This window comes from Dongia sp. P2_B8 (assembly GCF_056404715.1).
Genome location: NZ_JBFUDM010000003.1, coordinates 188,717 through 207,119, shown reverse-complemented (window position 1 = coordinate 207,119; position 18,403 = coordinate 188,717). Strand labels below are relative to the sequence as shown.

13 protein-coding genes are annotated in these 18,403 nt (G+C 61.6%); 7 read left to right on the top strand and 6 right to left on the bottom strand.

Annotation, left to right across the window (positions count from 1 at the left end):
* Window positions 1–2 precede the first annotated feature (2 nt).
* The 4 genes from rbbA to AC1DWZ_RS08580 all read right to left on the bottom strand — a co-directional run bounded on the left by rbbA (window position 3) and on the right by AC1DWZ_RS08580 (window position 6,816).
* The gene (rbbA, locus tag AC1DWZ_RS08595) at window positions 3–2,795 is read right to left on the bottom strand and encodes a ribosome-associated ATPase/putative transporter RbbA (RefSeq protein ID WP_477169487.1); all 2,793 of its coding nucleotides are present in this window, start codon (window positions 2,793–2,795) and stop codon (window positions 3–5) included.
* Window positions 2,796–2,800: 5 nt separating this feature from the next.
* Window positions 2,801–3,814 carry an HlyD family secretion protein gene (locus tag AC1DWZ_RS08590; RefSeq protein ID WP_477168466.1) on the bottom strand — a complete coding sequence of 338 codons (1,014 nt, stop codon included), beginning with the start codon at window positions 3,812–3,814 and terminating at the stop codon, window positions 2,801–2,803.
* A 116-nt stretch (window positions 3,815–3,930) separates the two neighbouring features.
* Window positions 3,931–5,607 (bottom strand): energy-dependent translational throttle protein EttA, encoded by a 1,677-nt coding sequence (gene ettA / locus AC1DWZ_RS08585; protein WP_477168465.1) that lies wholly within the window; start codon window positions 5,605–5,607, stop codon window positions 3,931–3,933.
* A gap of 99 nt (window positions 5,608–5,706) precedes the next feature.
* Window positions 5,707–6,816 carry a hypothetical protein gene (locus AC1DWZ_RS08580; protein WP_477168464.1) on the bottom strand — a complete coding sequence of 370 codons (1,110 nt, stop codon included), beginning with the start codon at window positions 6,814–6,816 and terminating at the stop codon, window positions 5,707–5,709.
* Window positions 6,817–7,022: 206 nt separating this feature from the next.
* On the opposite strand from AC1DWZ_RS08580, the gene AC1DWZ_RS08575 reads away from it, so the two are divergent.
* From AC1DWZ_RS08575 to AC1DWZ_RS08550, 6 genes are all read left to right on the top strand, one after another.
* A complete protein-coding gene (locus AC1DWZ_RS08575) occupies window positions 7,023–7,892 on the top strand; it encodes a hypothetical protein (protein ID WP_477168463.1) in 870 nt (289 codons plus the stop codon).
* Between the two features lie 68 nt (window positions 7,893–7,960).
* Entirely contained in the window at window positions 7,961–8,881 is a 921-nt protein-coding gene (locus tag AC1DWZ_RS08570; RefSeq protein ID WP_477168462.1) for a DMT family transporter, read from the top strand.
* 96 nt (window positions 8,882–8,977) lie between these two features.
* Window positions 8,978–9,358 (top strand): hypothetical protein, encoded by a 381-nt coding sequence (locus AC1DWZ_RS08565; RefSeq protein WP_477168461.1) that lies wholly within the window; start codon window positions 8,978–8,980, stop codon window positions 9,356–9,358.
* A gap of 117 nt (window positions 9,359–9,475) precedes the next feature.
* Window positions 9,476–11,053, top strand: coding sequence for a DNA-3-methyladenine glycosylase 2 family protein (locus AC1DWZ_RS08560; RefSeq protein WP_477168460.1), 1,578 nt, complete (start codon window positions 9,476–9,478; stop codon window positions 11,051–11,053).
* On the top strand, window positions 11,046–11,573 hold the full coding sequence (gene ogt, locus AC1DWZ_RS08555; RefSeq protein WP_477168459.1) for a methylated-DNA--[protein]-cysteine S-methyltransferase: 528 nt from the start codon (window positions 11,046–11,048) through the stop codon (window positions 11,571–11,573). The genes AC1DWZ_RS08560 and ogt overlap by 8 nt, the downstream gene beginning before the upstream one ends.
* Before the next feature lie 30 nt (window positions 11,574–11,603).
* Complete coding sequence (locus tag AC1DWZ_RS08550; RefSeq protein ID WP_477168458.1) at window positions 11,604–12,419, top strand: isocitrate lyase/PEP mutase family protein; 816 nt, start codon at window positions 11,604–11,606, stop codon at window positions 12,417–12,419.
* A gap of 98 nt (window positions 12,420–12,517) precedes the next feature.
* Here AC1DWZ_RS08550 and AC1DWZ_RS08545 read toward each other — a convergent pair whose 3' ends face one another.
* Entirely contained in the window at window positions 12,518–14,143 is a 1,626-nt protein-coding gene (locus AC1DWZ_RS08545; protein WP_477168457.1) for an MFS transporter, read from the bottom strand.
* A gap of 214 nt (window positions 14,144–14,357) precedes the next feature.
* On the opposite strand from AC1DWZ_RS08545, the gene AC1DWZ_RS08540 reads away from it, so the two are divergent.
* Window positions 14,358–18,128, top strand: coding sequence for a sodium:solute symporter family transporter (locus AC1DWZ_RS08540; RefSeq protein ID WP_477168456.1), 3,771 nt, complete (start codon window positions 14,358–14,360; stop codon window positions 18,126–18,128).
* Here the strand turns inward: AC1DWZ_RS08540 and AC1DWZ_RS08535 are convergent.
* The gene (locus tag AC1DWZ_RS08535) at window positions 18,094–18,375 is read right to left on the bottom strand and encodes a hypothetical protein (RefSeq protein WP_477168455.1); all 282 of its coding nucleotides are present in this window, start codon (window positions 18,373–18,375) and stop codon (window positions 18,094–18,096) included. The genes AC1DWZ_RS08540 and AC1DWZ_RS08535 overlap by 35 nt on opposite strands.
* Window positions 18,376–18,403: the final 28 nt, after the last annotated feature.

Sequence of the window (18,403 nt, the reverse complement as noted above, 5' to 3'; positions counted from 1 at the left end):
GCCTACGCCTCCTGCTTTGAGACGCAGAGGCGCGCGAGAACCAGGAACAGGACCGCAAAGCCTGCCAAGGCCAGATATTCCTGGGTGAATGCGGAAAACTCCAGATCCTTGGTAAACACACCCAGACTGACGGTCTGATACCAGGATGCCGGAAAGCCAAGCCCGATCCATTTGGCCACACCTTCCAGGGTCGCTGTGGGGTAAAGCAAGCCGGAGAAGTTCACTGCCGGAATGATCGCGAGGATCGCCGCCGCAAAAATAGCTGCTACCTGGCTGGAGCAGAAGGCGGAAATCAGCAGGCCAAAGCTCGTAACCGCCGCCTGATAGAGCGGGACAGCCAGCAGCAGGGCGAACAGACTGCCCTTGGGATAGATGCCAAAGACCGGGATGGCCGTGAGTGTCATCAGCAGGAAGGCCAGGCAGCCGATGCCGATATAGGGCAGCTGCTTGCCAATGAGATATTCGCCGATGCCGGCTGGCGAAGCGTAAAGGTTGGCAATCGTGCCCAGCTCCTTTTCCCGCACAACGCCAAGGGCAGTCAGCATCGCCGGAATCAGAATCAGCAGCAGCATCATGATGCCGGGCACGATGGCAACGACGCTTTTGAAATCCTGATTGTAGCGGAAGCGAGGCGCCAGGTCGTAAGCGGTCGGGTCGGGAAATTTGCCAATGGTCTGGCGCGCTTGCTCCAACGCCTGCTTCAGCGCGATGCCTTGGACATAGCCGCGCGCCGTCTCGGCCCGGAACGGAAAACTACCGTCGATGAAGACGCCAACCTGCGGGCTGCGACCTTGCAGTAGATCGCGGCCGAAATCTGGCGGGATCTCGATCGCCACTTGGATATCGCCCGCGCGCAAGCGCTGATCGAGCGCATTGAAATCATCGATTGGCGCCTGCTCCCTGAAATAGGGCGAGCCGCCGAACCCTTCCATGATTGTTCGGCTTTCCAGGGACCGGTCCCGGTCGAGGACCGCATAGCGTAGATTTTCGACATCGAAGGACAGGCCGAAGCCGAAGCTCACCATCAGAAAGAGCGGTGCCAGCAGGGCAAAGGCGAGGCGAATCGGATCGCGCCGCAGCTCCAGTGCCTCGCGCCGCGCAAAGACGCCGATGCGGGACAACGAGGCTGCCCGCGGCGACCCAGGCGACAATCGTTCTGGCGACAGTTGCTCGGGCGATGCCTGCTCGGACGGCATCTCAGGCACCATCATACCGGCTGGCGCAGGTCGCTCCGCCGCCTCAATCAGCCTGACAAAAGCTTCTTCGAGGTCCCCGTCGCCATGGGCCGCCGCGAGCTCGGCTGGAACACCTACCGCCAGGGTGCGACCGCGATGCATGAAGGAGATGCGATCGCAGCGCGCCGCTTCGTTCATGAAGTGAGTCGAAATAAAGATGGTAACGCCCTCGTCCCGCGACAACTTGCCAATCTGGTGCCAGAAAGCATCGCGCGCTTCCGGATCGACGCCAGAGGTCGGCTCGTCGAGGATCAACACCTTGGGCTTGTGCAGGCAGGCCGCGGCAAGTTGCAGCCGCTGGCGCTGGCCCAGCGACAGATCGCCCGGCATGCGGTCGGCAATGGCGACAAGATCAAAGCGCGTCATGGCATCGCGCAACCGCGCGGGAATGTACGCCGCCGGCACCTGATAGAGGCGTGCATGCAGCGTCAGATTGGCTCTGACGGACAGTTCCTCGTAAAGGGAAAAGCTCTGCGACATGTATCCGATATCGAGCCGTGTCGTCCGGTCCTGGGCTGCCACCGGCCGGCCCAGCAATTTGGCGTCACCGCTGCTGGCCGGCAGCAAGCCGGTCAGCATCTTCATGGTCGTCGTCTTGCCGCAGCCGTTGGAACCAAGAAAACCGAAGATCTCGCCGGCTTCGATGCGGAAGCTCACCCGGTCCACCGCCACGAAATCGCCGAAGCGGCAGGTGAGATCCTGTGCCTCAATGGCCGGCGGGCCGTCATGCTGCTGGCGTGGTGGAAGCTGCATGTCGCCCGCAGGCAATTCCGTGGTCGCGATGCCGGCGCGGTGACGCAGCACGACGAAAGCCTGTTCCAAGGTCTGCGTCGCTGTCTCGGCAAGAATGGACCCGGTGGGCCCCGCCGCCAGCAGGCGTCCGCCGTCAAGGGCGATCAGTTGATCGAAGCGCATCGCCTCTTCCATATAGGCGGTGGCGGTGATGAGCGTGAGCATCGGCCGATCGGCGCGGATCTCGTCGATCAGCTGCCAGAACTGCCGCCGCGAAAGAGGATCGACGCCCGTCGTCGGTTCGTCGAGGATGAGGAGATCCGGATCATGTACAAGAGCACAGCAAAGACCCAATTTTTGCTTCATGCCGCCGGACAATTTGCCGGCCGGGCGATCGGAAAATGGGGCAAGTCCCGTCGCCTGCAGCAGGCGCGCTCGGCGCTGCGCCGTTTGCGTCGCGTTTAAGCCGAACAGGCCAGCGAAGAAGTCGATATTTTCACGCACGGAGAGGGTGGGATAGAGATTCTTACCCAGGCCCTGCGGCATATAGGCGATACGCTCGGCAATGGCGTTGCGATGCTTGGCCACCTGCATGTCACCACCCAGCACGGTGACCGTTCCCTGCTGGATCTTGCGCGTGCCCGCCATAAGCGACAGCAAGGTCGATTTGCCGACGCCATCGGGGCCGATGATCGCCACCGAACTGCCTGACGGTACCGTGAGGCCGATCTCGCTGAGCGCGAAATGCTTATTGGGACGGTGATAAACCCCCGCCAGTTCGACCGCGACCGCTAGACCTGCCTCCAATCGTGTCGACTGGCCCGGCATCGCCGTCACAGGTTGGTACTGGTGGTTGCCGTGCTCGATTCCGGCGGCAGCCTGGGCGTGAGGAAATCGGGCCAGCTCACAGCTGTTTCGACCTTGAGATAGGCGTTGCCGGTAAGGCCTGCTTTGACATAGTCGCGATACCTCACCAGCAGGTCATGGGCGATGGCCACCTTGATGCGGTAAGTGAGCTTGTCACGCTCGGTCTTGGTCTCGACGAATTTGGGCGTGAACTGGGCCTCGGCCGCCACGAAGCTGACCGTGGCCGGGATGACGAATTCGGGTGCCGCGTCGAGCACGATGCGCGCCTCGGAGCCGATGCCCACGCGCCCGGCAACCGCGGTTGGGAAGAACACCACCATATGCACATCAGCAAGATCGAGCAGCGTTGCCACCTGGCCGCCGGCCGCCAGCACCTCGCCCGCTTTCACCAGCCGGTACTCGACCCGGCCGTCCGTGGGTGCCTTCAATTCCATATCGGCCAAGATGGCCTCCAGCCGCTGCACGCGTGCCGCTGCCGCCAGCGTTGCTGCCTTGGCGTCTTCCACGCCCGCGATGGCGCCTTTGAGCGACGCCGCAGCGACATCGCGCTGGGCGTGGCGTCGCTCGACCTCGGCCACCGAGCCCGCATTCTTGGTCTGCAGGGTATTGGCACGCGTGAGCTCGATTTCGGCAAGCTTGAGGTCCGCTTCACGAATGCCGATCTCAGCCTGGGCCTGGCCGATGCCCTCCTCGGCCTGGCGCTGCCCCGCTTTCGCCTCAGCCAGTTCCGCCAATAGTTCGGCGGTGTCCATGCGGGCGATCACCGCCCCCTTGGTCACGAAATCGCCTTCATCGGCCAGGATCTCGGCAACACGGCCGGCATATTTGGTGGCGACGGACACGCGCTCGACTTCGATCCGCCCATTGGCGACGGCAAGGCCGCTCAGGGCGATCTCGCTCTGGTGTTGCTGCCAGAACATGTAACCGGCCACACCGCCCCCCAGCAGGATCAGACCGGCGATGACATAGGTGAAGCGCATGGAAAACCGCCTGTCTCGAACAAGGAAGCAAGGTTGGGATTGAAACCTTATCTTCTCATGCCCAGGACGGGCGGTCAGCATATTGATCCAGATCAAATACCGGCCTTTGCCGGCAATCAGGCCCGGATCAGCGGCTTGTATTTGATGCGGTGTGGCTGATCGGCATCGGTGCCGAGGCGCTTGTGGCGATCGGCCTCGTAATCCTGGTAATTCCCTTCGAACCATTCGACATGGCTGTCGCCTTCGAAGGCGAGGATATGTGTCGCGATACGGTCGAGGAACCAGCGATCGTGGCTGACCACGACCACGCAGCCGGCAAATTCCAGCAGCGCTTCTTCAAGTGCCCGCAACGTATCGACGTCAAGATCGTTGGTCGGTTCATCGAGCAGCAGGACGTTGGCGCCGCCTTTGAGCATCTTGGCGAGATGCACACGGTTGCGTTCGCCGCCGGAGAGTTGGCCAACCTTCTTCTGCTGGTCGGTGCCCTTGAAATTGAATCCGGCGACATAGGTGCGGCTCGGCATCTTGCGCTTGCCGAGCTCGATTTCATCATGTCCGTTGGAGATTTCCTCCCACACCGTCTTGCCGTCGTTGAGGCTGTCGCGCGACTGGTCGATGTAACCCAGCTTCACCGTCTCACCCACTTTGAACGAGCCGCCATCGGCCTTCTCGATGCCGGTGATCATGCGGAACAAGGTGGTCTTGCCGGCGCCGTTCGGGCCGATGACACCGACGATGCCGCCCGGCGGCAGGCGGAAGGAAAGATCCTCAATGAGCAGCTTCTCGCCGAAGCCCTTGTTGAGATGTTCAGCCTGGATGACGAGATCGCCAAGGCGGGGTCCGGCCGGGATATAAATCTGCGCCGTATCCTGCGACTTTTCGTTCTGCTGGGCGAGCAAGGCTTCATAGGCCGTGACGCGGGCCTTCGATTTCGCCTGGCGCGCCTTCGGTCCCTGGCGGATCCATTCCAATTCCCGGTCGAGCGTGCGCTGGCGCGAGCTCTCAGATTTCGATTCCTGCTCCAGACGCTTCGATTTCTGCTCCAGCCAGCCGGAGTAATTGCCTTCGAAGGGGATGGTCTGGCCGCGGTCGAGTTCCAGGATCCAACCAGCCACATTGTCGAGAAAGTAGCGGTCGTGGGTCACGGCCACGACCATGCCCTTATAGCTTTCCAGGAAATGCTCCAGCCAGGCCACGGACTCGGCGTCCAAATGGTTGGTCGGTTCGTCGAGGAGCAGCATGTCCGGGTTGGAGAGCAGCAGACGGCAGAGCGCCACGCGGCGGCGCTCACCACCCGAAAGCTTGGTCACGTCGGAATCGCCCGGCGGGCAACGGAGGGCATCCATGGCGATCTCGACCGTGCGCTGGATATCCCAGGCATCGGCGGCATCGATCTTTTCCTGCAACTCGGCCTGCTTGGCGAGCAGCGTGTCGAAATCCGCGTCCGGATCGGCCATGGCATTGGAGACCGCTTCGAAATCCTCGAGCAGTTTTGCGGTGGCACCAACGCCTTCCATGACGTTGCCGAGCACGTCCTTCTTGGGGTCGAGCTCCGGCTCCTGCGCCAGGTAGCCGACCGTGACACCGTCCGCGGCCCATGCCTCGCCGTTAAATTCCTTGTCGATGCCGGCCATCATCTTCAGTAGGGTCGATTTACCCGACCCGTTATGGCCAAGCACACCGATCTTGGCGCCGGGCAGGAAGGACAGCCACACATTGTCCAGGACCTTCTTGCCGCCCGGATAGACCTTGGAAAGGCCCTTCATCACGTAAATATATTGATACGCCGCCATTTTTTAAGCTCCGACCCACTTTGTTCCAACTGCCCACAAGGGGCTTTGGCGCCTTCTTAGACGATTGAGGCGGGTGGCGGAAGGGGTGCTTGTGCGGCCTCAGGGCAAGTACCAGGACTTGAATACGGCCGCGCTGTCGTCGGGCGGCAGGGTCAACGTGCTGCGATAAAGACTCAACGACACCCGGCAGCCGGTTTCCGGGGCAAGATTCGGGTCCGCCGTCTGCTCGAGCAGCGCACCATCGGGTCCCATCTTTTTGACGATCTCTTCAAAGAGTGCATCTGTGCGTGCCTTTTCCGGCAAGGGGCGCGCCGGATCGGCACTTTCGAAGATATCGGCCAGCAGGTCCGGTTCATGGCGACGCAAATCTGCGGGAATGAGTGCGACGGCGCGCTCGGCGCCCGGGACGGCACCTCCGCTCAGAAAAGCGTAGCAAGCTGCCTGATCCTGGGCCGCGACACTTTCGGCCGCGGCGAGCATATGCTGGATTAACGCGTTGACGGCCCGATCATCCGCATAGGGGACATATTTTGCCCGAAGGCCGCCGAGCCAGTTGATACCCGTCAACCTGATTTGCTCGACTGGCATGCCTTGCGCCGCGGCGTGCTGCAGCTTATCGATCAATGCGGAGAATTGCTCAGGCTCACGCAGCTTGATGACCTGAAAGACACGCAGTTCAAGCAGATCTTGTTCAATGCCCGCCGCATCAATGGCAACGCCGCTGGCGGCAAATTTTTCGCCATTGACGATCTCCGTGACGGCACCACTGGCCATTAGCTCATCGTTGCTGGGGACCCATAGTTTACCGGGCGCCATGGCAACCGCCTTGGCTGCGAAATCGTCGAGCAGCTGGACTTTGTAAAGCATCTGCCAATGCTGGACGTCGAGCAGACCCGTTTGAGGAATCTCATAATTCGTGTACCCCAGCTTCGCACCATCGCGCAGATAGCGGTTGATCCCGCCAGACACCACGATCGTACAGGCTGCGCCGCAGTTTCGCGGCACATAGGTATCGAGCCCGGCTTGATGAATAAGGTCGGCAATCTTCCAGGCCTCCTTGAGCAGCCCACCACGCCCGACATTGACATGCACCATGCGCAGACCGGGATTTGCTTCGAGGGCATGGGCGAAATCGGCAGCGATTCCCTTTCCGATCATGCCGGCAAGGTCGATCTCCTCGGCATTCAAGACCCGGATGGTCCATTCCATGGCCGGAGCATTGGTATTCTGAGCAGCGGCACTGCCGGATCCAGCAACAGCGCATAGAACAACGAATGCCAAGAGCCTCAAGCACCTTGCAAACACAGCTTGCATCCTCCAAGAATGGAACTAAAGAGGAACAAACGCTACCATTCCGACTACGAACCATCAATTAAATTATTTATGCGAGTTCATCATTTTTTCTGGAGACCTGCGTGCAGCGACTTGGAATGCTGGATAGCCTGTTTGCAACGATGACCCTACCCATGCGTCGTTATCGCGTGGCGGCACCTCTCGCGGCAGCGACATCGGTCGCCTTGCTGGCGTGTGTTTTCTGGTTCGACGACTGCGCCGTCTTCGGCTATCCGATCGACTATGCCGTGATCGGCATGAGACTGCCGTACACTGTCTTCAAGGACCATGGATGGAGCGGCCTCGCCGTTTGGGTCGCAAGCGCCTTCCTGTTTTCGGCCGCCTTGGCATTTTGGAGCATCGCACTTTACGAAGGGGCGGCGCTTCACCTGGGGCGGGTCGCCCTTCTAAAGCGGAGCTTGCCGTTCTTTGCCGCAAATCTTGTCGTGCCGACTCTTTATGTGCCTGTCGCCGCCACCGTCTATTGCGGCATCATCGAGGAGACGATGCTCGGCAATGATCGGTATGGATTTACCTCGCTGGGCGACATCTCTCGAGAGCTGTTCAGCATCGCAGGGATCCTTGCCATACCGCTAACCTGGCTCTTTCTGCGTCTGGCGCTGTGGCCAACGATGATCCTCTTGACGGGTTGGCGCGGTGCTTTGCGCCGGAGCTGGGCGGCTGGACGCGGTCTCTCTCTGCGCATTCTATGTCACATTGCGGTCATGGCATTCGCGATGGCGAAGATCTTCGATATGCTGTCGTTCCTGTTCTACCGGCTGCAATTTGCCCTTATCGACTATGCCGCTTTCGATACCATGATACTGGTGGCGATCAGCAGCATCGGCATCGTCTGCACGATCCTGCTGGGATATTGGGTCAGCGCTCTGATGGTGCTGCATATGCCACGCGATCTCTCGGCAGGCGAACCATCGCCGCCTGATCCGATCTAGAAGATCGGGGCTGTTATGGGCGGCTCGGCCCCGCTATGCTGCCGGGCGCCCTTCATCCCGGATCACCCATGTCCCCCCAGCCTATTCCTAACGAACGCCCCACCCAAAAGCCCCTGCTCGGCATTGCTCTCATGTTGGGCGCCATGGGAATTCTGCCGTTTCTCGATGTGGTCGCCAAAACGCTCGGCCAGCAGAGCGTGCCGGTGGTGGAGATCGTCTGGGCGCGTTTGTTCTTTGGCATGCTGATCACGCTGCCGGTCGCCTGGAAGGTCGTTGGCGTCAAGGGCCTGGTACCGGACCCCTTCTGGATGCATACGATGCGCGGGATTTTCCTGTGCAGTGCCACTTTCTTCTTTTTCTGGGGTCTCAAATTCCTGCCCATCGCCGATACGCTGGCGATCTTTTTCGTGCAGCCGCTCATCGTCACCATGCTCTCTCCGGTGATGCTGGGCGAGAAGGTCGGTATCCGGCGCTGGAGTGCCGTCGTGGTCGGCTTCATCGGCACGCTGATCATCATCAGGCCCGGCTTCCAGGAGTTCAACCCGGGCATGTTGATGGCACTCACCGCCGGCACGTCGCTTGCCATCTACATGCTGCTCACGCGCAAGATTTCCGGCCGGGCCAATGCCATGGTGACGACCTTTCACACCAATGTCGTAGGCTCGCTGATCACGACAGTCGCGGTCCTGTTCTTCTGGCAGCCGCCGACCCTGGAGCAATGGCTGCTGTTTCCGCTCCTCGGCCTCATCGCGACGATCGGGCATTCCCTCATCGTCAAAGCCTATGACCATGCCGAGGCATCGCTGCTGGCGCCCTTAGCCTATGCCGAGATGATCATGGCCGTCGTTGCCGGCTGGTATTTCTTCGGCGATTTTCCCGACCGCTGGACCTTCGTCGGTGTCGGCATCCTCATCGCCTGTGCCATCTACATTTCCTATCGCGAACGCGTGCGCAAATTGCCGCCGGGAATTTCGGGCGAGCATTCGTAACGCCTTTGTCGCAAGCGCACATTCATCTTGCTGGTCGCGTTTTAATTGTCTAAATTTGACAATAGGAATTTTTAACGTGTGCCTTTGGGGAATAGAATGGCGTTTGTGCGTATGATGAAGCCGCTGCTGGCGCTGGCTGCTGCGGTATCTCTACTTGCGGCCTGCGCAGGTGGTCCCGGCGACCTGCAATATCCGGCTGGCAAGACACTTAAGATCACGAAAGAAGTCTGGTCATATTATCAGGCATATCTCGGGACACTCGGTGGCACCATGCCCGGCGTCTTCCTGGTGGCCATGGATGGCGATGTCGGCCGAGGTGCCCGGTACATGTATTGCCCGCCGAAATATGATCGTTGCGCGCCCAAAGGCGGCGGTGCGATCAATGAAACCAATCGGATGTGCAAGAAAGACCATTTGACCTGTGTGCTGTTTGCCCGCGATTCACACATTGTGGTGCCCTACAAAATCATCGACTGATAAACAGCGGCGACATCGGTCGACGCCGTCCAGTTGCCCCCATCCAATTGACCCCGTCCAATTGACCATGTCCGAAAACCGCGAGCGTCGTGCGCGGGGCAGTGGCATGATCGGGACATGGACCATCTGACACGCGACATCGGCACAAGCGGCCGGACCGACATATCCAGGCCAAAGACATCCGGGCCGGAGGCGATGCCCCTGGACCCGGAAGCCTGCTACCGTGCGCTCGCTTCGCGCGACGCGCGGTTCGATGGAAGGATCTTCGTCGGCGTGACCTCGACCGGGATCTATTGCCGGCCCATCTGCCCGGCGCCCAGCGCCAAGTTCAAGAATTGCCGCTTCTTTCCATCCGCGGCAGCGGCACAGGAAGCAGGCTTCCGCCCCTGCCTGCGCTGCCGGCCCGAAACGGCGCCGGATCTCGGCGCCTGGCACGGCACGTCGAATACTGTGACGCGGGGCCTCGCCCTGATCGCCGAGGGCGCGTTGGATGGCGATGACAGTTTGGTCGATCATCTGGCTGCGCGCCTCGGGCTCGGCGAGCGGCAATTGCGGCGGTTGTTCAAGGAACATCTCGGCGCCTCGCCCATCGCCGTCGCCCAAACGCGTCGCGTGCTGTTCGCCAAGCAGCTGATCCACGATACCAGGTTGCCGATGGCGGAGATTGCATTGGCCGCCGGCTTCGGCAGCGTGCGCCGCTTCAATGAGACCTTCCAGCAGCTCTATCAACGGCCGCCCTCGGCATTGCGCCGCAAAGCGGTGACGGCATTGGCACAGGGATCGGTCGCGGTGAGCGGTGTCGTCGTGCGGCTGCGTTACCGGCCGCCCTATGACTGGCCGTTCATGCTGTCTTATCTCAAGGCACGGGCCATTCCAGGCATCGAATATGTGGCGGATGATTGCTATGCGCGGAGCGTTGCGCTGGACGAAAAATTCGGCAGCATCGAGATCCGCCACGAACCGGCGCAGAACAGCCTGGCGGTGACGATCCGCTTCCCCTGCGTCCGCGCCTTGCCGGCGATCATCGCGCGTATCCGGCGTGTGTTCGATCTTGGCGCCGATGTCGCCACGATCGGCGCGCATCTTTCGCAGGACGCGTGCTTGGCACCCCTCGTCGCCGCGCGCCCCGGCTTGCGTGCCCCGGGCGGCTGGGATGGATTCGAGCTTGCCATGCGCGCGATCCTGGGCCAGCAGGTGACGGTCACGGCGGGTCGACAGCTGGCCGGCAAGCTGGTCCAGCTGTGCGGTACTCCCCTGCCCGCTGCATCTCGCGGCGATCCGGCTTTGACCATGACCTTCCCGACACCGGCACAGGTGGCTGCCGCCGACCTCAGCACACTCGGCATGCCGGGCGCCAGGCGCCGGGCCTTGGCCAACATGGCGCTTGCGGCGTTGCAGGATGCCGACCTGTTCCGCGCCGGCGGCAGCATTGAGGAGACCATCGCCAAGCTATGTGCGATCAAGGGGATCGGCGATTGGACCGCGCATTATATCGCCCTCCGCGTGGTGCGGGAAACCGATGCCTTTCCTGCAAGCGATATCGGCATCCTGCGGGGTGCGACGCTGCCTGGTCGTACCCGGCCAACACCCAAGGAACTGTTGCAGATGGCCGACATGTGGCGACCCTGGCGCGCTTATGCAGCACAACATCTCTGGGCTGCCGATGAAGCCTTGCTGGAGCAGAAGAATGCGTAAAGCCGAACCTGCCATCCTCCAGATCGATCGTATTGCGACGCCGATCGGCGAACTGGTCCTTATTGCCGATGCCAAGGGATATCTCCGTGCCATCGACTGGCAGGACCATGAAAAGCGCATGCTGCAGCAGCTCGGCCGCTATTGCGGCAAGGCCGGCTACGTCTTGCAGGATAAACGCAACCCAGGCGGGCTCTCCACCACGATGCGCGCCTATTTCAAGGGCGATCTTGGCATCCTCGACCAGATCAAGGTCGAAACCGGCGGCACCGATTTCCAGCAGAAGATCTGGCGTGAACTGCGCCGCATCCCCTGCGGCAAAACCATTTCCTATGCCGAACTGGCCAGGCGCATCGGCAAGCCGCAGGCGATCCGTGCCGCCGGCACCGCCAATGGCGCCAACCCGGTCAGCATCGTGGTGCCCTGCCACCGCGTTATCGGCGCCGACGGCTCCCTGACTGGCTATGGCGGTGGCCTCCATCGCAAGCAATGGCTGCTTGAACACGAAGGCGCGATCGGCTGAAATCCCGCCACACATCAACAGGAGCTCATCATGGCGCCGCGTCCAGACGCTGCTGCGATCTTTCACCAACTGCATCGCAGCCCAGAGATCTTGAAACTCGCCAACGCCTGGGATGCTGGGTCGGCACGCCTCTTTGAAAGCCTGGGCGCCAAGGCAATCGCCACGACCAGTGCCGGCTTTGCCTGGGCGCTTGGCTATCCCGACGGCGATGTGCTGCCGCTGGAACAGCTCGCCGACAGCGTGGCGCTGATAGCCCGGGCGATCCAGGTGCCACTGTCCGTCGACATGGAGAGCGGCTTCGGGCGCGACGCTGCTGCGGTCGGCGAGGCGGTCGCACGAATCATCAATGTCGGCGCCATCGGCATCAATATCGAGGACGGCTCCAGCCCACCGGAGCTGCTCGCCGGCAAGATCGCCGCGGCGCGGGCGGCCGGTCAGCGCCTGGGAATCGACCTTTTCATCAATGCCCGTACCGATGTCTATCTGCGCGGCCTCGTGCCCGCGGGCGGGCGCGTCACAGAGACGCTCAAGCGGGCGAAGATCTATCGCGACGCCGGTGCCAGCGGCATTTTCGTGCCGGGCATCGTGATCCCGGACGAGATCAGATCGGTCGCCAGTGCCATCGACCTGCCGATGAATGTGCTTGCCTGGACGGGACTGCCGCCGGCCGCAGAGCTTGCCAAATTGGGTGTCCGGCGCCTGTCGGCCGGGTCGGGCATTGCCGAGGCAGTGTGGGGTCGTGCGGCCGAACTGGCCAAGGCCTTCCTGCAGGACGGCGCATCCGATCCCCTGTCCGAGGGCGCCATGGATTACGGCGCCATCAACACCCTCACCAAGATCGCATAGAACGCCAGATAAGAAGAGGGCCCGGCCKTGCGGCAGGGCCCGGAGGGGGAACTTCTTGCACAAACGCTGGCAGCAAAACTACCAGCGCTGCGCAGGATCTAGTCTTCGATCGTTGTCGTGTGTTTCTGGCGCAGGAACAGCACGCCGATCACCAGCGTCATCACGGCGACTGTGATCGGATACCATAGTCCCTGATAGATATTGCCCGAGGCAGACACCATCGCTGTCGCCAGCAAGGGAAGCATGCCGCCAAACCAGCCGTTGCCAATGTGGTAAGGCAATGACATCGAGGTATAGCGGATCTTGGTCGGGAATAACTCAACCAGATAAGCGGCAATCGGGCCATATACCATGGTGACGTAGATCATCATGATCGCCAGGATGAGTACAACCATCGGCTTGTTCATTTGCGCTTCGTCGGCCTTTGCCGGGTAGCCGGCATCGGTCAGAGCCTGCTTGTAAGCATCGACGTTGAAGCCTTGCAGCACGGTCGTGCCGATCGTGGTCTGCACGACCTGACCTTCCACCGCAGGGATCGATTCGAACGACAGGCCGGCTTTGGTCAAGAAGTCCTTGGCCTTGTCGCATTCCGTGAACGACGACCAGGGGCCGACAAAGATGTGGAAATTGCAGTCGGTGGCGGCAACCTGGATCGACGTCTTGGACTGGAATTCCTCGAGCCCCGGATTAGCATAATGTGTCAATCCCTGGAACAGCGGGAAATAGGTCAATGCCGCGATCAGACAGCCGGCCAAGATAATCTTGAGACGGCCGATACGATCCGACAGTGCCCCGAAGATGACGAAGAACGGCGTACCTATAAGCAGCGAGATCGCGATCAGCATGTAGGCGATCTGGCCATCCACCTTCAACGTGATCGTCAGGAAGAACAGGGCGTAGAACTGGCCCGTGTACCAGACAACACCCTGACCTGCGGTGGCGCCGAGCAAAGCAAGCAAGACGTACTTGTTGTTGGGATAACGCAGGAAGCTGTCGGTCAGCGGCGACTTCGACCCCTTGCCTTCTGCCTTCATCTTCTGGAACACCGGTGATTCATTGAGCTTCATCCGGATATAAACCGAGAAGAGCAACAGGATCAGTGAAACCAGGAACGGAATACGCCAGCCCCAGCTCGCAAACTCCTCGGCTGTGAAGATGCCGGAGAAGCGGCAAATACCAATGACCAGCAACGACAGGAAGAAACCAAGCGTGGCAGTGGTTTGAATCCAACTGGTCGCATAGCCGCGGCGATTGTCGGACGCGTGCTCGGCCACATAGGTGGCAGCGCCGCCGTATTCGCCACCAAGCGCCAGGCCCTGCAGCAGGCGCAACGACACCAGCAACAATGGGGCCAACCAGCCGATAGTCTCAAAGGTCGGCAGCAGACCAACGGCAAATGTCGAGAAACCCATGACCAGGATGGTTACGAGAAAAGTATACTTGCGGCCGACCAGATCGCCGATGCGGCCGAAGAAGATTGCGCCGAACGGACGAACCAGGAAGCCTGCCGCATACGTTGCGAAGGCCGCGAGCAGGGCGGCCGTCGCATTTTCCTTGGGGAAGAACAGGACGGCAAAGAACGGGGCTAATGTTGCGTACAGATAGAAATCGTACCATTCGAATACGGTGCCCAACGACGATGCGAACACAACCTTTCGAACTTCTGCGGGCGGAACCGATGCCGTGACGCTGCCGCGCCCCATAGCTGCATCTTGAGTGCTCATGCTCTACTCTCCCCTTTTGTTGCCGACCCCGTGCCGTGTTGCCGGCATCTTTTCGGGTCCCCATGACTTTGATCCAGCACGCGACCGACCTGGACTCGCACCAGATTCCAGGATTCCTCTTAAGCCCGTCCTTGTCCGAATTGACCCCAGACTTTGGTCGTAGCGACCTTGGCCCAATGGACATGCCCTTGAAGCCCATGCATTAATTGCCGGAATGTCGCAGAGCAGCCTCATCCTCCTTCTCTCGCTGGCCTATCTCGGCCTGCTCTTCGTGATCGCCCATGCTGGCGAGCGGCATGCGATCAACTGGTCGCGCGGCCGACTGGGACCGCTCATCTATGCGCTGTCGCTGGCGATCTATTGTACGTCCTGGACTTTTTACGGATCGGTCGGGCGCGCAGTCAGCAATGGGCTCGATTTCGCCTTGATCTATGTCGGGCCTGCCTTGGTGATCGTGCTGGCCTGGCCGGTAATGGTGCGCATTGTTGCACTTGCGAAGCAGCAGAACGTGACCTCGATCGCCGACATCCTCGGTGCCCGCTATGGCCGCAGCCGGGCGGTGGCCGTGATCGCGACGCTGATCGCGGTGATGGGCGCCATGCCCTATATCGCGCTCCAGCTTCAGGCCGTGTCATTCAGCTTCGAGGCCTTGTCGGGCACCGTCACCCTGCCCACCGCAGCCGGTGCACCACCAGTGCCGCTCTGGCAGGACACCGCCCTCATCGTCACCTTGTTGATGGCGGCCTTCACCATCCTGTTCGGCGTGCGGCATGTGGAAGCGAGCGAACAGCATCGCGGCATGATGCTGGCCATCGCCATCGAAAGCCTGGTGAAGCTCTGCGCCTTGCTGGCAGGTGGCATCTTCATCGTCTGGGGCATCTTCGACGGGCCCAGCGCCCTCCTCGCCCAGGCGCGCGACATCCCGGCCGCAACCCACATGCTCAACCCGCAGCCGAATGCCAACTGGCTGGCGCTTACCGTCCTGTCCGGCTTTGCCTTCCTCTGCCTGCCGCGGCAATTCCATGTGGCCGTGGTCGAGCACAATCATCCAAAGAGCCTGATGACGGCACGCTGGATGTTTCCGCTCTATCTGGTCTTGATCAACCTCTTCGTCGTGCCGATCGCCATGGCTGGCCTCGTCAAGCTCGATGCCGGCCATGTGCCGGACTTCTTCGTACTCAATCTCCCGCTCTCGGCAGGGGCGGATTGGCTGACCGCCTTCATCTTCATTGGCGGCCTCTCTGCATCGACCAGCATGGTGGCGGTGGCCTGCATGGCGCTCTCCGGCATGGTCGGCAATGAACTGGTGATGCCCTGGCTGCTGCGTCGCCGACAAGAGGAAGGCGCCAATCTCGGCCAGCTGGGCCTGCTGGTCCGGCGCCTTGCGGTCGTCGTCATCCTGCTCGCGGCCTACGCCTATTACCGCACCATCGCGGGCCTCTTGCCGCTGGTGACGATCGGCCTCATCTCCTTCTGTGCCGTTGCCAATTTCGCGCCACCCTTGCTGCTTGGCCTTTACTGGCGCCGCGCTCATCGCCACGGTGTGATCGCAGGCTTGCTTGGCGGCTTTGCGGTCTGGTTCTGGGCCATCCTGTGGCCGACCATCCAGCCCACAGAGGCCTCGACCCTGCCACCCTGGGGACCGCTCGTCTGGTTCGATCCGCTGTTGCGCGGCTTCGTCACGGCGATGGCGGTCAACATCGCCTTGCTGGTGGTGGGCTCGCTGCTGGCCAAGCCCATGGCCCGCGACCGGCAACAAGCAGAGGCCTTTGTCGGCGACGACAGAGCCAAGGATCGCAGCAAGCCGGTCTCGCCGGCACGCACCGAGCTTGACCAATTGATGGAGCTGGCAGCCCGCTTCATCGGCATCGAGCGCGCGGAAGAGGCGTTCCGCGAACTGACGCTATCCGGCGCTGCCGCGGTCGAGTTCACCGAACGGCTGCTCTCCGGCACGATCGGTGCCGCGTCCGCCCGTGTCGTCGTCACCACGGCAAGGCGCAAGGGCCTGTGGATGCCAGGCTCGATCCGCGACATGCTGGACGAAGCCACCGCCGCCATCCGCTACAATGCCGATCTCCTGCGTCGCACACTGGATCATATGGGATTGGGCCTTGCTGTGTTCGATGCTACCGGCAAGCTGGAGGTCTGGAACGAACGCTTTGCGATCCTCAGTGGGCTGGACCGTGACCAGCTTTCGGTCGGTGTCAACATTGCCACATTGCCGGCACATATTCCCTCGCTCGCAGCAGCCCTCGGCACCGATCAGATCGCCATGCGCGAACTCAAGCTCGCCGACGGATCGGTGACGGAGTTGCGCGTCGATCCGTTGCTGGGGGGCGGTGTCATCGTCACCGCCAACGACGTGACGGCCCGGGTGCGCACTGCCGAGGCTCTACGTGACAGCGAGCGGCGCACCCGCATTGTGACCGACAATGTGCCGGTGCTGATCGCCTATATCGACCGCGACGAGACCTATCGCTTCACCAACCGTCCCTATCAGGCATCGCTGAAGGGCGGCGCCGGAGCAACCGAGGGCCGTCACGTGAGCGAAGTGCTGGGCGCCGCGCGCTATCAGCAGTTGAAGCCCCATATCGATGCGGTGCTGGCGGGCCAGGAGCAGGTGTTCGAGATCGACTTCCCGACCAACGATGCCAAGATCGAGGTGGCACGCGGCACCTACATCCCACATGTCGATGAAAGCGGGCAGGTGCTGGGCTTCTTCCTGCTCTATGTCGACATCACCGAACGACGCCGGGCGGAAGAAGCTTTACGGAATGCCAATGAAGGTCTGGAGCGGCGCGTTGCCACCCGCACCGCCGAATTGGAAGCTGCCCGTGCCCGCGCCGAGGATGCCAATATCGACAAGACGCGCTTCATTGCCGCCGCCAGCCACGATCTGCTGCAGCCCTTGCATGCCGCAAGACTATTCGTGGCAGCCTTGGCGGAACGTCATGTCGCCGATGAATTGGTGGCCAAGGTGGATCTCGGTCTCTCGTCGGTAGAGGCGCTGCTGGATGCGCTTCTCGACATTGCCAAGCTCGATGCGGGTGCCATCAAGCCGGAACCGCGCAGCATTCCGCTGGGGCCGTTGCTGCAATCGCTGGCCGACGCTTTTGCACCGCTGGCCGAACGCAGCGACATCGAATTGCGCGTGGTGAACAGCCATGCCTGGGTCATGACCGACCCGGCCCTGTTGCGCCGTGTGCTGCAGAATTATCTGTCGAACGCCATTCGCTATGGCCGTGGCAGCGTGCGGCGGCCTCGCGTCGTGATGGGATGCAGGCATGTCAGCGATAAAAGCGGTGGCAACAAGATCCGTATCATGGTGCGCGACAATGGCCCAGGCATCGCCGCCAACCAGCAGACCAACATCTATCAGGAATTCATCCGCCTGAAGCCGGCCAGCGTCGGTGGCGAACGTGGGCTGGGACTGGGCCTCGCCATCGTCGACCGCATCGCCCGCATGCTGGGCCATGAGCGCGGTCTGGTCTCGGCACCGGGCAAAGGTGCGGCCTTCACCATCGATCTGCCGCTGGCCATGGCCGACATCGCGCGGCCCAAGGATGTGGAGCCCGACCAGGCACGCACCGGCGCCTTGGCGCGGGCACCCTTCGTCATTTGCGTTGACGATGAGGAACAGGTACGCGAGGGGATGGAAGTCCTGCTGCAAAGCTGGGGCTGCGATGTCATCACCGCAGCCAGCGCCGATCTTGCTTTGGCAGCCTCAGCCGGACGCGTGGAACGGCCAGACCTGCTGCTGATCGACCTTCATCTGGGCGACGACCAGCCGGACGGCATCCTGGAAATCGGCAAGCTGCGCGACGCCTGGGGCGAGTCGGTGCCAGCGGCCTTGATTACCGCGAACCGGGATCCCATCGTCATGGCACGCGCCCGCACGCTGGGGCTCGACGTGCTGCATAAGCCCGTCAAGCCCGCGAAACTACGCGCTCTTATCGCCCAGCGGTCCCAACGGTCGGTCGCCTGAATTCAGCGATCGTCGCCTCCATCTTGGCGCGGTTCCCACTGGTCAGGGCACCAAGATGACGGAACATCTTGCCAGCGCCAGCCAGCAGGTTGTTCGCCAGGCCAGCCATGGTTTCCCGGCGCAACTCCCGCGCACGCTGTTCATGGAAGGCGATCAGTTCTGGGGTGATTTGGACCAGCCCGGTTGCGTTACCGAGGGCAGAATTCTGCCCGAGCCAGCCATTTTCGTCGTCGTTATACGGCCACATGGAAGACCTCCTTAAAGGTGGATATCTT

Coding starts and splice junctions, on each gene's coding strand:
- ogt (WP_477168459.1), top strand. CDS start 11,046: ATGCGTAAAGCCGAACCTGCCATCCTCCAGATCGATCGTATTGCGACG.
- AC1DWZ_RS08570 (WP_477168462.1), top strand. CDS start 7,961: ATGTCCCCCCAGCCTATTCCTAACGAACGCCCCACCCAAAAGCCCCTG.
- AC1DWZ_RS08550 (WP_477168458.1), top strand. CDS start 11,604: ATGGCGCCGCGTCCAGACGCTGCTGCGATCTTTCACCAACTGCATCGC.
- rbbA (WP_477169487.1), bottom strand. CDS start 2,795: ATGCCGGGCCAGTCGACACGATTGGAGGCAGGTCTAGCGGTCGCGGTC.
- ettA (WP_477168465.1), bottom strand. CDS start 5,607: ATGGCGGCGTATCAATATATTTACGTGATGAAGGGCCTTTCCAAGGTC.
- AC1DWZ_RS08535 (WP_477168455.1), bottom strand. CDS start 18,375: ATGTGGCCGTATAACGACGACGAAAATGGCTGGCTCGGGCAGAATTCT.
- AC1DWZ_RS08540 (WP_477168456.1), top strand. CDS start 14,358: ATGTCGCAGAGCAGCCTCATCCTCCTTCTCTCGCTGGCCTATCTCGGC.
- AC1DWZ_RS08545 (WP_477168457.1), bottom strand. CDS start 14,143: ATGAGCACTCAAGATGCAGCTATGGGGCGCGGCAGCGTCACGGCATCG.
- AC1DWZ_RS08565 (WP_477168461.1), top strand. CDS start 8,978: ATGGCGTTTGTGCGTATGATGAAGCCGCTGCTGGCGCTGGCTGCTGCG.
- AC1DWZ_RS08590 (WP_477168466.1), bottom strand. CDS start 3,814: ATGCGCTTCACCTATGTCATCGCCGGTCTGATCCTGCTGGGGGGCGGT.
- AC1DWZ_RS08560 (WP_477168460.1), top strand. CDS start 9,476: ATGGACCATCTGACACGCGACATCGGCACAAGCGGCCGGACCGACATA.
- AC1DWZ_RS08580 (WP_477168464.1), bottom strand. CDS start 6,816: ATGGAATGGACCATCCGGGTCTTGAATGCCGAGGAGATCGACCTTGCC.